This is a genomic window from Psychrobacter sp. AOP7-B1-24, assembly GCF_052376215.1.
GTDB lineage: Bacteria > Pseudomonadota > Gammaproteobacteria > Pseudomonadales > Moraxellaceae > Psychrobacter.
This window is the reverse complement of the sequence record NZ_JBQSVL010000011.1, coordinates 38,761-52,449: the sequence shown is the minus strand read 5'-3', so window position 1 is coordinate 52,449 and position 13,689 is coordinate 38,761. Positions and strand designations below refer to the sequence as shown.

The following is a 13,689-nucleotide window of genomic DNA, read 5'->3' as shown; positions in this document are numbered from 1 at the left end:
TTTTTTCGTTCTAATGGAAGGGTTTGTCTATGTCAACGTCAGCGCCTATTAACCGTCGCCTTACCAAAAAAATATATGTCGGTGATGTCGCGATTGGTGGTGATGCGCCGATTAGTGTGCAGAGTATGACAAATACTGATACCTGTGATGTGGCAGCTACTGTTGCCCAAATCGAGCGCTGTGTTGAAGCGGGTGCTGATCTCATGCGGGTGTCAACGCCAACGATGGATACTGTCAAAGCTTTTGGTGAAATTCGTAAGTTGGTGAGTGTACCTTTAATAGCCGATGTACATTTTGATCACAAAATCGCGCTCGCTGTTGCTGAAGCGGGTGCGGACTGTTTGCGTATTAATCCTGGTAATATCGGTAATGATGCTAAAGTGCGTGAAGTCGTCGCGTGTGCCAAACATTATAATATTCCTATTCGCATTGGTGTCAACGCAGGCTCTTTAGAGAAAGATATTCAACGCAAATATACTGAGCCAACTGGCGAAGCGATGCTAGAGTCAGCGATGCGCCACATTGATATCTTAGAGCGACTTAACTTTGATCAGTATAAAGTTTCTGTCAAAGCCAGTAATGTCTTTTTGACATTGGATGCTTATCGCTTGATATCAGCCCAAATTGACAACCCACTACATTTAGGTGTTACCGAAGCGGGTGTTTATCGTACAGGTGCAGTGAAGTCAGCCATTGCATTAGGTGGTCTGCTGTTAGATGGTATTGGTGATACCCTGCGTATCTCCTTGGCAGCAGAGCCTGAAGAAGAAATTAAAATTGGTTTCGATATCTTAAAATCACTAAATATTCGCTCTAACGGTGTCAACTTTATCGCTTGTCCAAGTTGCTCACGTCAAGAATTTGATGTAATTAAAGTAATGACTGCTTTAGAGTCGCGATTAGAAGACATTCGCGAACCAATGAATCTGTCTGTGATTGGCTGTAAAGTGAATGGACCCGGTGAAGCGAAAGAAGCGGATATTGGTATCGTTGGAGCTGCACCAAAGTCGTTAGTATATCGTATGGGTGACAAAAGCCACCTAATTAACACTGAAAACCTAGTCGACGAGATAGAAGGTATGGTGCGTGCCCATGCAGAAGATTTGGCTAAAAAGCGTGAAAATGAAATTATTCGGGTAAAATAAGATACCAATACGTTGACGTATTTAGTACTGCCATCTCAGTTTATAATAATAGATGACTGATGAAAAAATACGCTATTGACGATAAAAAAGAATAGAAATATCTGTTAAAAATTTTAAGGATACGACCTTACCATGATTAAAGCTATTAAAGGGTTTAATGATATTTTGCCTGACCAGTCTGCAAAATGGCTGTACTTAGAGTCGATATTGGCCAATGTTTTAGGCAGATATGGTTATGAGCATATTCGTTTGCCTATCGTTGAGCAAACCGACTTGTTTGCCCGTGCAATCGGTGGCGCAACAGATATTGTCGAAAAAGAGATGTATAGCTTCGCTGATAAGTCTGAGCCACCTACGCCTTTGACTTTGCGTCCCGAAGGTACAGCAGGCGCAGTACGTGCTGTCATCGAACATAATTTGTTGCGCGGTGATACCCCCAAATTATGGTATATCGGTCCAATGTTTCGCTACGAACGTCCACAAAAAGGCCGTTATCGTCAGTTTCATCAGGTGGGTGTCGAAAGTTTTGGTAGCGCGTTACCAGATGCTGATGCTGAACTGATTGCGATGACTCACTTAATGTGGCAGGAACTGGGTCTAAAAGATGAAATGCACTTGCAGCTTAATAGCCTAGGAGAAATAGATGAGCGTTATGCTTATCGCGAAGCATTAGTCGCTTATCTAACGGATAAAAAAGATTTGCTCGATGAAGACAGCAAGCGCCGTTTGACAACCAATCCATTACGTATCCTAGATAGCAAAGAGGCGAGTACGCAAGCATTGTTAGCAGACGCCCCAAAGCTGGCTGATTTTTTGGGTGCAGAGAGTAAGGCGCACTTTGAACAAGTTCAAGCATACTTAACGGCACTTGGCATCAATTTTGAGATAAATCCTCATCTGGTGCGTGGGCTTGATTATTATAATAAAACAGTCTTTGAATGGGTAACGGATAAGCTAGGTAGCCAAGCGACAGTTTGTGCTGGTGGTCGTTATGATGGTTTGATTGGACAATTGAAATCTGCGGGTACCGATGGTAGTAAGCCAGCAAAATCTGAGCCTGCGGTTGGTTTTGCAATGGGGCTTGAGCGTTTATTGTTACTGATGGAGGTGGTTGCTCCGATTACTGACGTACCTGCTTGTGACGTCTTTGTTGTGGCGCATCCAGAGGTATATAGTGCTGGTATTAGCTATGCACAAGACCTACGTTATAGTCGTCCAGATGTACGCATCAAGATGGCAAGTGCAACAAGCTTAAAAGCACAAATGAAGAAGGCGGATAAGTCAGGTGCTGCATTGACGGTTATTATTGCTCAGCAAGAGTTGGATGATAATACTATTAGTGTTAAAGACATGCAGACAGGCGAGCAGCAGACGGTTGCGGCAGATTGGTTGTTGAGTAGAGACAATTTTTCTCGTAAATCATAGCGTTTGGCTTTCTTGACTCTTGTATCAGTAATTTAATATAAATTTTATTAGGTAAATATATATGGCTCCAACATCCAATTCGCCGAATGCAGACAACTCAATGCAAGCGTTAAAGCAATATGGCAGCTATATTATTACTGCAATTTTATTGGCACTGGCCGCTTATTTTGGTTGGACCTATTGGCAGGACAATCATGCGCGGGTAGATACTGTGGCAGCGGATCGTTATGCAGATATTCAGCTGTTGAATGAAGAAGTCAAGCTGTCCTCGCAAAACCCAGATTTAGAAGCAGAAGCACAAGAAGCGCTTGAGCAGAGCCGTACACAACTGAACAATGAGATTGATACGTTGGTAAGCACACACGGTGAATCAGTCTATGCATGGCAAGCATTAATGATAAAAGCACGCCAGCAAGTTGATAACGATGATTTTACTGCTGCTACTGAGACGTTCAAGAAAGCACTTGCAATCGATTTGGGCGATGCTGGTCTAAAAGCTATTACTCGTTTACGTTATGCTAAAACTTTGTTGGCAGCAGGTGATACTGAGGCGGCGCTAGCAGAAGCTAAAAATGATATGCCAAGCTCTTTTGAAGCCAGTCAGCAAGAGTTGCTAGGTGATATTTATTTGGTTAAAGATAATAAAGAATCAGCGGTCAAATCGTACAATAATGCTTGGGAGCTGTTACGAAGCCGTCAGGAAACGCGTGCAGTATTGGCGTTAAAGATGGAGAGTTTAGGCATAGTACCTGAACCTATCGATGATCAAGCCAGTCTTATCCAAGAGCCTAGCACTTCTGCGCAGCCTGTAGTAGCACAAGAGTCTGTCGAAGTGGCAGAAGTTCCTGTTAGCGAGGTTACTCAATAGTTGTATTGTTATGAGTGCTATTCACTAATAATGGCATTTGCATGCTATTTAGCACTGAATAATCGCTAAATTGATAATCAGCATCTTAAACTGTTTTATATGCTAGATGGCACCATAAATCCACAGATCTTAATTAATAATAATTTATTTGTAGTGAGAAATTATAATGACTCAATCTATTCGCTCTAGCAAAACCTCAACAGCCAAAACCCTCAAAACGACGGTTATGCATGTGGCAGTACTGGCAGTAATGAGCACTGCGGTGATTGGGTGTAATCGTGGTATCAAACCCATTGTCAATGATCCTGTAGAGTTAGTGCAGATTGCTGAGCCTATCAGTGTGCTACAACCCATTTTTAGTACGGATGTTGGTAATAAAAAAGCCAGTAAGAAAGATCCATTAGATTTACGGGTTGGTTATGCCAATGGCCAAATCGTTACTGCGTCACGTGGCGGTGAATTAACAGGTTTTAACGGCACAGGCGAGCGTTTATGGTCAGTCAATGTTGATGAGCAAATAACTGGTGGTGTTGCTCTAGATGCTTTGAGCCAAACAGCAATTATTAGCACTCGTAGTGGTCTAGTAATGGCATTTGATAGCACGACTGGCGAAAAACGCTGGCAGCAACCGTTATCAGGATCGGTATTGACGCCAGCGCTTATTACCAATAATCGTGTAATTTTGTCGGCGAACAATGGCTTTTTGCATGGCTTATCCTTACAGACAGGACAGTCTATTTGGCAGTTTGCCACACAAGTACCTGCTATTAGTGTTCGTGGTAGTGCTGCGCCAACATTATTAGATAGTAATACTGCCTTATTAGCTACTGCCGATGGGCGCTTGCATGCGGTGACGACAGATAGTGGTTTGCCACAGTGGTCAAGACGTGTTGGTGTTGGTTCTGGCAGCAGTGAAATTGAGCGTATGAGCGACGTTGATGGTAAGCCTATTGTCGATCAAAATCAGATGTTCGCTATTAGTTATAGTGGTCAGTTACTTGGTGTTGATTTGGCATCGGGCCAAGTGCTATTCGTCAATGAGATTGCTAGCCTAAAAGCACTTGCCGTAAATAGCCAACAAGTCATTGCGACTGGTTTAGATGGTAAGGTTGCCGCTTATGATCGTAGCAGTGGTGCTATGCTGTGGGAGAGTGATGAGTTGGCATATCGCCATTTGACAAACCCTGTGATGATTGGCAATTATATTGCCGTGGGTGATTTAGATGGTGTAGTACACTTATTTGACCCTGCTAGTGGTAAGATCGTTAGCCGTGTAGAAACCAAAGGTGCTTTAAGTAGTTTGCAAGTACAAGGTAGTCGTCTCATGACTCAAAGTACGTCAGGACAAGTCGCTATTTGGCAGTTAGCCCGCTAAGACATTGATTACTCAATACTTAATTAAATAGTATGTTTTAATACTATTATTGTGCTACTGAACTTATCGTAATTTTTTAAATACAAACGCTGCTTAGTCAGCGTTTAATGTCTTGTGTAAATTGCTTGTTTAAATACAGGCTTTCGCGTACTCTATGCGACCGATGCGCTATAAGCGTTATCCATATATACTGTCTATATAATATTAGTCATCTTATATAGCATTTACTAATCGTAAAATAGTCGATTATTATTTTTGCTATCATTTTATTATTTATTTTAATTTACGGTCGAGTGTGGCATGTTTGCTATCACTGTTGTGTTATTGGTTGTCAGAATAACTGCACTGTCCGTCATTTTGCCTTTCACTGAGAGTAACCCATGAGTATCAAGCCTGTGGTCGCCTTAATTGGTCGTCCAAACGTCGGTAAATCCACCTTATTTAATCAGTTCACAAAAAGTCGCCAGGCATTGGTTGCTGATTTGTCAGGACTGACTCGTGACCGTCAATACGGTGATGCAACCTACGAAGATAAATCATTTATCGTCGTAGATACTGGTGGTATCGGTGAAGCAGATGATGGCAGTGGTAATATTGATGATTACATGTCTGAACAGTCGCATACTGCTATTCATGAAGCCGATATTATTGTATTTGTGGTTGATGCTCGTGCTGGTATGATTGGTGCCGACGCTGAGATTGGTAAGTTTTTGCACACACTTGGCAAACCAGTCTATGTCGTCGCTAACAAGGTCGACGGTGTCCATGATGCTGCGCCTGCCGAGTTCTATGCATTAGGATTGGGCGAGCCGTATCCAATGGCTGCCAGTCATGGCCGCGGTGTTGGTAATTTACTCGAAATACTAACAGCTGATATGCCTGAGCAAGACACTCTCGTCGAGCCGAAAGGTCTAAAACTTGCCATTATCGGTCGTCCAAACGTTGGAAAATCAACACTGGTAAACCGCTTATTGGGTGAAGATCGTGTGGTGGTATTTGACATGCCTGGTACCACGCGTGACAGTATTTATATTCCTTATAAGCGTGAAGGTAAGGATTATGTGTTAATTGATACAGCCGGTGTACGCCGCCGTGGTAAAATTGATGAAAAAGTAGAAAAATTTTCTGTCATCAAAACCTTGCAAGCCATCGAAGACTCTAATGTCACGGTCATTGTGATCGATGCTCATGAAGGAATTGTCGATCAAGACTTGCACATGATTGGCTATGCACTGGATGCAGGTCGTGCCTTGGTCGTAGCGATTAACAAATGGGATGGTCTGACACAGGATCAAAGAGATTATATTAAAATTGAAATGGATCGCCGCTTCAATTTTATTCCTTACGTAAAAGTACATTTGATATCAGCGTTACATGGTACGGGCGTGGGTAATTTATATCCATCTATCTTACGTGCTTATAAATCTTCTATGTTTGAAGTATCAACCAATCGTTTGACTCAAATCTTACAAGATGCAGTGACTGCCAACCCGCCACCAACTGTGGCTGGTCGCCGTATCAAATTACGTTTTGCGCATATTGGTGGTCACAATCCACCCGTGATTGTAATTCATGGGAACCAAACCAGTGCATTGCCTAAAAGCTATCAGCGTTATCTTGAAAATCAGTTCCGTCAGGTATTTAAGCTTGAAGGCACACCGCTTAATGTCATATTGAAACAAAACGACAATCCATATGCGAACAAGAGCGACACGCCAACCAAGGCGAAAACACAGCAATTACGTCAACGTGAGCGCAATCGGGCAAAAAAATTCACGACTAAAGATAAGAAATCTCGTTAATCACCAATACAGTGACATCATTATTGACTTTATCGTGTTATACAATGCGATGAAGTCAGCTTGACGCCATTTTTTTGTTTAGTTGTTATAATTATTTAGATAAAAATATCTAAATATATTACTTATCATGTTCTCTAAATACCTGTAGTATAAATTAAAGTTGTCTTGACTCAGTTGAGTGATATGAACAACCGTCTACCTCAAACCATCTCCACGCTTATCTGGCGTTCTGTCGCGCAAGCCATTATTTTGGCTGTGTTGATAGGCTTCTTTTTGTCTTTTATTTATGGTTTATTATCTAACTACAAACAAAAGCATCAGCACATTGACCAAATCGCTACGTTATTGACGACCAGTGCATCTACGGCTGATAGTGCTGATATCGTGGCTGAGCAAGTAAAATTCTTGTTAGAGAATGAGCCTAGTATTCAAAGTATTTTATTTTATTCAACACCGCAGCCTATTGATAATATAAATCAATCAGCAGCTGATTGGAAAAATATCTTATTTGCAGATACCGTCAGTTTTAACTACCCGGTAACCAGTAATTATATAGATATTAATAGTAACTCTAATAAGTTAAATTCCAATCCTTATGCGTCACAGACTTTATCAGAGCGCATAAACGAGGCATCAGAGGTTAATCAAGCCACAACAGATAGCGTATTGGTTGGTTATATTAATATTACTTTAGACGTGCAGGTACTGCGAGAATATTGGTATCGTACCAATCTGTTGGGATGGTTGATTATTACCATCATAGCAGTACTTTGGGTGTTGTATATTCTGCGGAAGCTTAAATGGCCAGTAAGAGATATTGAATCTCTTACTGAAGTATGTGAAGTTGTTTTAGAAAACCCAGATATTGATCAATTACCCGTTATTTCACAGCATTTTAACTTTCAGGATCTTATGCTGATTAAGCAGACTTTTATAGTTTTGTTTAATCGTTTGCAAAAAGTTAAGCAAGATTACGAAGCGGTTGTCGCATTTGAGCAGAAATTACATACCAAAGATATTTCTCTTGATGTGCAGTTGCATAATTTTCAAAGCATGATAACCCATGAGCTAAAAACCTCCTTAAATGCGATTGTAGGTGGTTTGCAGTTATTAGATCATGATGCTCTCAATAGAGAACAAAAAGATGCAGTTGAAATTATCAGTAGTGGTAGCGAAAAATTGGTGTCATCGCTTGATCACATCATTCAGCTCAACCAGATACAAAAAGGTCAGATACATATTAATTATAGTGAATTTAACCCATTACAATTGATTGCAGATATTTTAGTCGAGTTTGAACCTATTGCCCAGAAAAAAGGTCTAGAGTTGGTCAGTCGTGTTCATCATATAGACTATATCCTGAAAGGTGATGCAGAAAAAATACAACAGATATTATCGATATTACTTAGTAATGCGATTAAATTTACACCGGTTGGGCAAGTGATTATTACATCGCAATTGACGCATTTTGATAAAAGTAATCGTTGGAAGATCAGTGTGAAAGATACCGGTATTGGTATCGATAGTCATCATATCGATGATATTTTTAATCCATTTTTCCAAGTGGATTCATCAAAAACTCGGCAATATGAAGGTTCAGGTATTGGTCTGCCAATCGTCAAGCAAATGATTCAGATCATGGGTGCCACTATAGAAGTTGATAGCACGCTAGGAGTAGGTACGCAGTTTATAATCACGATAGCGATGCCTACCATTCAACATTCTCGGCAGCAGAATTTATTGGCTGGATTGACTTTTATCTATTACTACTATGATGAAGTTGGTTTTTTAGGAGCTGAGCTTGAGAATCTAGGGGCAGCTGTTATTTATTGTCAGCATGAACAGTTAGTGATAGATGAGATGAAGGAAAATAAAGTAGATATGGTGATGTTTGCGGAAGATATTTTTCCAAGAAAAGCTGAATCCTTAGCCAGTCGTATTCGTAAAGCTGAAGATGACCATCGTGCGTTATTAGTGTATTGGTATTCACCGCATCAAGTGCAATATTTAGACAGTTTTGAACATGGACTAAAAGTCGCTGGTATTGATTATTGTTGTAGTGCTATTTATAAAGATAAGGATTTAAGTGATTTGCTACAACGTTGGTTGGTATGGAAATAACGGTAAATTCTAAAATATGATTAGTACTATCAACTGTGCTACTTTGTTTGGTGCTAATTTATCTTATTTCTATCATGATTTTCAAGATAAGAAGAAGCCCTATTTAATGAATGTATTATTATAGACATAAAAAAAGACGCCTTAATATTAGGCGTCTTTTTTATTGAATGATATTGTTATTCGATAAGTTACTGATGTATGTTTTTATCGTTAGAAGAGGTTTTGTATCCAGCGTGTTAGACGTTGCCAAGTACGGCTCATAAAGCCTGACTGTTCGATATCGCTCGTTGCAACAACAGGAACGGAGGCTACTGCTTTACCATCAATCACGGCCATCATTTTGCCAATTTCTTGACCCTTTTTGATAGGTGCTTCGATGCTTTCGGGAATATCAACCACCGTTGTAATCTTATTCTTTTGCGTTTTGCTGGTTAGAATCTGTAAACTGTCAGCAGTGGCCAACTCGATTTCGTCTGCTTCACCAAGCCAAACTGGAATTTTGCTGACAAACTGTCCTGCAGGTGCTTTCGTAACGGTGGTGAAGTGGCCAAAACCCCAGTTGAGTAGCTCGCGTGATTGATCCGCGCGAGCTTGTTGGCTTTTTGTACCCATGATGACAGAAATCAGGCGCATATCTTCACGATTACTTGAAGCAACTAAGCAATAGCCTGCAGCATTGGTATGACCCGTTTTTAAGCCATCGACAGTCGGGTCGGTTGCAAGTAGAGCGTTACGATTACCTTGAGTGATACCGTTATAGGTAAACTCTTTTTCTGCATAAATGCTGTAGTAGTCACCACTATTTTTAATAATTGCACGTGCCAGTTTAGCCAGATCTAAAGCAGAGGCTTCATGACCTTCGTCAGGCATACCAGTAGAGTTGACAAAATGAGTGTTTTCCATGCCAATTTTTTCTGCTTGCTCATTCATCAAAATAGCAAATGAGTCTTCGCTACCAGCAATGTACTCGGCCATAGCTTTTGAGGCATCATTACCTGATTGAATGATAATACCGCGCAGCATATCGATCACACTGGCTGTTTTATTCACTGGTACATACATACAAGATTGGCTGCTACTACCACGGCACCAAGCATTTGGACTCATTAACACTTGTTCATCTTCTTTGAGATCACCTGACTCTAAGCGTTGTTCAATGATGTAACTGGTCATCATTTTCGTTAGTGATGCTGGCGGCAATGCCTCATTGGCATTCTTCTGTGCCAAGATTTCACCAGTATTATAGTCCATCAATACATAGGCGGTATTATCCATCTCAGGAGGTTGAATAGCTGCATTTGCCACCATTGCACTCATTGAAATACTTACACCAACAACCAGCTGTACAAGCTGATTTTTTACACGCTTTACTGTCATATATCGTTACACCGCATCATGAAACCAAATGTATCTATCGCTTGTATCTCGTACTAGACCTTGTACGTTCTTTAAACAGCACTCATCAAAAATCTTGTTTAAAGAACGTATTAATAAGAGCAATGACGGCTGAGCGACAGACATAAAATTAACGCCTTATCTTAGCAAAATGACAACCGATGGGGAATCGATAAATGCAAAAAATAGACGATGAATATAAAGAAAGAGTCGTACTTATAAAGAAGCTTAGCGTTTTTTAAATCATCATCAATACAATGCTACTAGGGCGTGTCCTCAATTCAATCGATAGTCATCTAAATGGGTTAAAAAAGGCTAAATCTTGCCAAACGGCGTCAAATAGCTGATTAATATCTCGATATTATCTGCGCTATTTTCCTTGTTTGACTGCAGTTTATCTCATTTTTATCACCATTTTTAAAATGAGGACACGCCCTAAGATCACGCCACAAAAAAACTGCTGTACCACTTGTCCTCTGCAAGCGGAAATACAGCAAGCTTATTTCTCTTATAGCCTTGTATTTTATTGGCAATAACTCAGTATGTTAAGGTCGATAATGTCACTGTTTTGTTGTCGTTAATGGTCAATGGTATTATCCATACTGCATTACTGTTCATAGTATTGTTATAGGTCATAGAGTTGCCAGTATTTCATAGCATAACTAATATTCGGCATTTGCCAAGTCTTCGCATAGTGCTTTGTTTTCTTGTTTCGAGAAACCCATCGTCCAACTACGGATACTTTGCAATATTTGGCGATAATCCTGTTGGGTTGATAGATATTGGATCGCTGCTTTTGGATCTTCTAAGGATGGCATCAGCTCGTGCAGCTGCACGTTATAAGATTGGTAAAAGCGCTGTTTTTGATTGCCACTAAGCATTGGTGGGCATATCTCAGATAGTACTTGCATAACCGCAATCTCATGCTTGGTTATGTTGATGCCAGCCATATCTAAAGGTATGGTGGTATCGGAGTCATTCGCCGCAAAAGATGCTTGAGATAGCAGAGCAACAGACGTTATCAGTCCTGCGAGCCCAATTTTTGATGCGGTTTTCGCTATGACAGAAGTTATAGATAATATCGATTGATTTTTCATTCAGCATTACACTCGCTTATCTTTATTTAATGGTCATATGTTAATAGCTAAAAAAACAAAAGTCACATAAAATATTGATTTATGTGTAGATATCTTGTGAGCCAAAGTCATTTCTTAGCAACATACTAGTAGCATATACTTGTAAGTTACGTCAGCATAAAAATATAAGTTTATATTGTTGTTGGTTGTTGCCTATTGTAACGTGAAGATTTGTGCTTTTATTGGCTCGATGAGCATGCAGGCAGCATTATTAGTATATTTCCTAGTACAATAAAACATAGATAACTCCTGAGCAAAGGTTGGGTTCGTGCTAGCGTACTATTAAGGTATAATCTTATATAATTATGATTGTGTCATCACCTTGTGATATTCATACTATGCTATTTTATTATGGCTATAATAGTACCTTGAGCTTCGCTCTTAATATCGGGGCATGCCTTAGAGGGTTATGCCATTTTTTATTGATTAATAGTGTGTATGAATCAATAAGGTATAGCGATGAAAGTAGGATTGAATAGTATGAGTCTACCATTGCTAGGTGTGATTATAGCAACTTTAATACGGCAAAAGTTCATAAGTGGACAGCCAGTCATTTATAAGTATATTGAGTCGTAATGAAATTTTTAATAAGTAATGATGATGGGGTTTATGCTCTAGGACTATTGGCACTATATCAAGCATTGTCTACTATTGGTGAAGTAGTGGTAGTAGCGCCAAACAGTGAGCAAAGCGGTTTTTCTAGTGCATTGAGCGTCACAACGCCATTGCATACGCATCAATTGCCTTCTGGTTTTATAGCGGTGAATGGCTCACCTGCTGATTGTATTTATTTAGCATTGCACGAGCTTTATCAGGATACACATTTTGATTGTGTGATTACTGGCATTAATTCAGGTGCCAATTTAGGGCAGGATGTCATGTTTTCTGGAACTTTTGGTGCTGCCTTGACGGCACAGCTTTCGGGTATACCAGCGATTGCGACTTCGCTAGTAGGTGCTGGGTCTAAAGGTGAGGAGCACGTTGGCCATTATCAGATAGCAGCAAATGAGATAGTAAAATTGTTGAAAGAAACCTCAATATTAGATATCTGCAAAAATTTGCCCTATCATGTATTAAACGTTAATATTCCTGATGTTGATAAAGCCGATGAGATCAAAGGTCGGAAAATAACATCATTGGGGCATCGTCAGGTTGCCCATCCTGTACAACATATAGTGGACCCACGTGGGCGAGATGCTTATTGGCTTTCGTTACGTAAATCAAAACATAAATTGTTAGAAACAAAGACAGAACACCAGTCACGAGACGTTCCGTTATCTGTAGTAAAACTGACGGATGACCAAGCGGTGACAGCAGGTTATATTAGTTTATCGCCAGTGCGACTCCATCATACACCAGTCGCTTCGTTGGATAAGCTCTCTGCGCTCGTTTTATAAGCTGGCTATATGAATGGTAATAGGTAATAGGGTAAGTTATCAAAGCTAAACGAAGGTGAGTGCTATCAAATTATCAATGATGGTGGTTATCAAACATTTAAGTGGTACGAAAGTTAGCAAAATGCTTGTGAGTCACACAAGAAGTTTGTGAGTAACGTAAAGAATAGGAAATCTTGTATGAAGAAGCTTATTGCTGGATCGCGCTTTGTAAAAACGGCATTGGTTGGTACTGTGACCGTAGCAGCCTTAACAATGGTAGGCTGTGCAACCAAGCCCACCTATCAAACAGTCAATCAAGCGGGACCTCAGATTGTTACCAATGCCCAAGGCGTTCCAAACTATCATCGTGTTCAGCGCGGTGATACCGTCAGTCAACTTGCTGAACGCTATCGCATTAGTTATCGCCAAATTGGTGCCCTCAATAATTTAGACAGCAAATACACTATTTATAGTGGTCAATGGTTGAAACTATGGGAGGGTACATCGGAGACTGTGACTAATAATACGTCTACAACGCCACAAACAACAACCTATACACCTTCTACAACCAGTACGCCAACGAATAATAACTCACAAAGTCCTGTCTATGCAGTGACAGCCAACGCAACCTCAGGTTATGAATATCCGAGTAGCAATCAAGTGACTCGTAATTTTGATGCAAATGCTGGTACGATGGGTATGTGGTTTGCTGGTAATGTTGGAGATCCAGTGCTTGCCAGTCAGTCTGGAACCGTACTTTACTCAGGTAATGGTCTCACAGAATACGGCAATCTTATTATGATTCGTCATAGCGATGACTATATCACTGCCTATGCACATAATAGTGAACTGCTTGTCAAAGAAGGTGATGCAGTACAACGGGGTCAACGTATTGCAAATATGGGAAGTAGTGGAAACACTAACCAAGCAGGTTTGGAGTTTCAAGTGCGTTTAAATGGCAATCCTGTAGATCCACGTGCGGTATTAGGACGTTAAATTTGAAGCAATATTTTTCATTGCTTCAGTAAAATGACTGTTATAACGTT

General features: G+C 40.3%; 10 protein-coding genes. 8 read left to right on the top strand and 2 right to left on the bottom strand.

Features of this window, described 5'->3' with window-relative positions:
* Nucleotides 1-29: 29 nt before the first annotated feature.
* From ispG to ACT3QP_RS04150, 6 genes are all read left to right on the top strand, one after another.
* Nucleotides 30-1,145, top strand: coding sequence for a flavodoxin-dependent (E)-4-hydroxy-3-methylbut-2-enyl-diphosphate synthase (ispG, locus tag ACT3QP_RS04175; protein WP_444524583.1), 1,116 nt, complete (start codon nt 30-32; stop codon nt 1,143-1,145).
* 132 nt (nt 1,146-1,277) lie between these two features.
* Complete coding sequence (hisS, locus tag ACT3QP_RS04170) at nt 1,278-2,570, top strand: histidine--tRNA ligase (protein WP_444524582.1); 1,293 nt, start codon at nt 1,278-1,280, stop codon at nt 2,568-2,570.
* A 61-nt stretch (nt 2,571-2,631) separates the two neighbouring features.
* Entirely contained in the window at nt 2,632-3,438 is an 807-nt protein-coding gene (locus ACT3QP_RS04165) for a YfgM family protein (RefSeq protein ID WP_444524581.1), read from the top strand.
* A gap of 166 nt (nt 3,439-3,604) precedes the next feature.
* A complete protein-coding gene (gene bamB, locus ACT3QP_RS04160; protein WP_444524580.1) occupies nt 3,605-4,813 on the top strand; it encodes an outer membrane protein assembly factor BamB in 1,209 nt (402 codons plus the stop codon).
* 380 nt (nt 4,814-5,193) lie between these two features.
* Nucleotides 5,194-6,615 carry a ribosome biogenesis GTPase Der gene (gene der / locus ACT3QP_RS04155; protein WP_444524579.1) on the top strand — a complete coding sequence of 474 codons (1,422 nt, stop codon included), beginning with the start codon at nt 5,194-5,196 and terminating at the stop codon, nt 6,613-6,615.
* Nucleotides 6,616-6,798: 183 nt separating this feature from the next.
* Nucleotides 6,799-8,736, top strand: coding sequence for a sensor histidine kinase (locus ACT3QP_RS04150; RefSeq protein ID WP_444524578.1), 1,938 nt, complete (start codon nt 6,799-6,801; stop codon nt 8,734-8,736).
* Between the two features lie 210 nt (nt 8,737-8,946).
* Here the strand turns inward: ACT3QP_RS04150 and ACT3QP_RS04145 are convergent, their stop codons facing one another.
* Both ACT3QP_RS04145 and ACT3QP_RS04140 read right to left on the bottom strand, forming a co-directional pair.
* The gene (locus ACT3QP_RS04145) at nt 8,947-10,113 is read right to left on the bottom strand and encodes a D-alanyl-D-alanine carboxypeptidase family protein (protein ID WP_444524577.1); all 1,167 of its coding nucleotides are present in this window, start codon (nt 10,111-10,113) and stop codon (nt 8,947-8,949) included.
* Between the two features lie 680 nt (nt 10,114-10,793).
* A complete protein-coding gene (locus tag ACT3QP_RS04140; RefSeq protein ID WP_444524576.1) occupies nt 10,794-11,228 on the bottom strand; it encodes an MCR_0457 family protein in 435 nt (144 codons plus the stop codon).
* A 614-nt stretch (nt 11,229-11,842) separates the two neighbouring features.
* Here ACT3QP_RS04140 and surE point away from each other — a divergent pair.
* Both surE and ACT3QP_RS04130 read left to right on the top strand, forming a co-directional pair.
* Nucleotides 11,843-12,664 (top strand): 5'/3'-nucleotidase SurE, encoded by an 822-nt coding sequence (surE, locus tag ACT3QP_RS04135; RefSeq protein ID WP_444524575.1) that lies wholly within the window; start codon nt 11,843-11,845, stop codon nt 12,662-12,664.
* A 177-nt stretch (nt 12,665-12,841) separates the two neighbouring features.
* Nucleotides 12,842-13,639: a LysM peptidoglycan-binding domain-containing M23 family metallopeptidase gene (locus tag ACT3QP_RS04130; protein WP_444524574.1), complete on the top strand. Its 798-nt coding sequence runs from the start codon at nt 12,842-12,844 to the stop codon at nt 13,637-13,639.
* Nucleotides 13,640-13,689 lie beyond the last annotated feature (50 nt).

Excerpts from the sequence above, each read along its gene's own strand:
- ACT3QP_RS04150 (WP_444524578.1), top strand. The coding sequence starts at position 6,799 with ATGAACAACCGTCTACCTCAAACCATCTCCACGCTTATCTGGCGTTCT.
- ACT3QP_RS04140 (WP_444524576.1), bottom strand. The coding sequence starts at position 11,228 with ATGAAAAATCAATCGATATTATCTATAACTTCTGTCATAGCGAAAACC.
- bamB (WP_444524580.1), top strand. The coding sequence starts at position 3,605 with ATGACTCAATCTATTCGCTCTAGCAAAACCTCAACAGCCAAAACCCTC.
- hisS (WP_444524582.1), top strand. The coding sequence starts at position 1,278 with ATGATTAAAGCTATTAAAGGGTTTAATGATATTTTGCCTGACCAGTCT.
- ACT3QP_RS04130 (WP_444524574.1), top strand. The coding sequence starts at position 12,842 with ATGAAGAAGCTTATTGCTGGATCGCGCTTTGTAAAAACGGCATTGGTT.
- ACT3QP_RS04165 (WP_444524581.1), top strand. The coding sequence starts at position 2,632 with ATGGCTCCAACATCCAATTCGCCGAATGCAGACAACTCAATGCAAGCG.
- ispG (WP_444524583.1), top strand. The coding sequence starts at position 30 with ATGTCAACGTCAGCGCCTATTAACCGTCGCCTTACCAAAAAAATATAT.
- der (WP_444524579.1), top strand. The coding sequence starts at position 5,194 with ATGAGTATCAAGCCTGTGGTCGCCTTAATTGGTCGTCCAAACGTCGGT.
- ACT3QP_RS04145 (WP_444524577.1), bottom strand. The coding sequence starts at position 10,113 with ATGACAGTAAAGCGTGTAAAAAATCAGCTTGTACAGCTGGTTGTTGGT.
- surE (WP_444524575.1), top strand. The coding sequence starts at position 11,843 with ATGAAATTTTTAATAAGTAATGATGATGGGGTTTATGCTCTAGGACTA.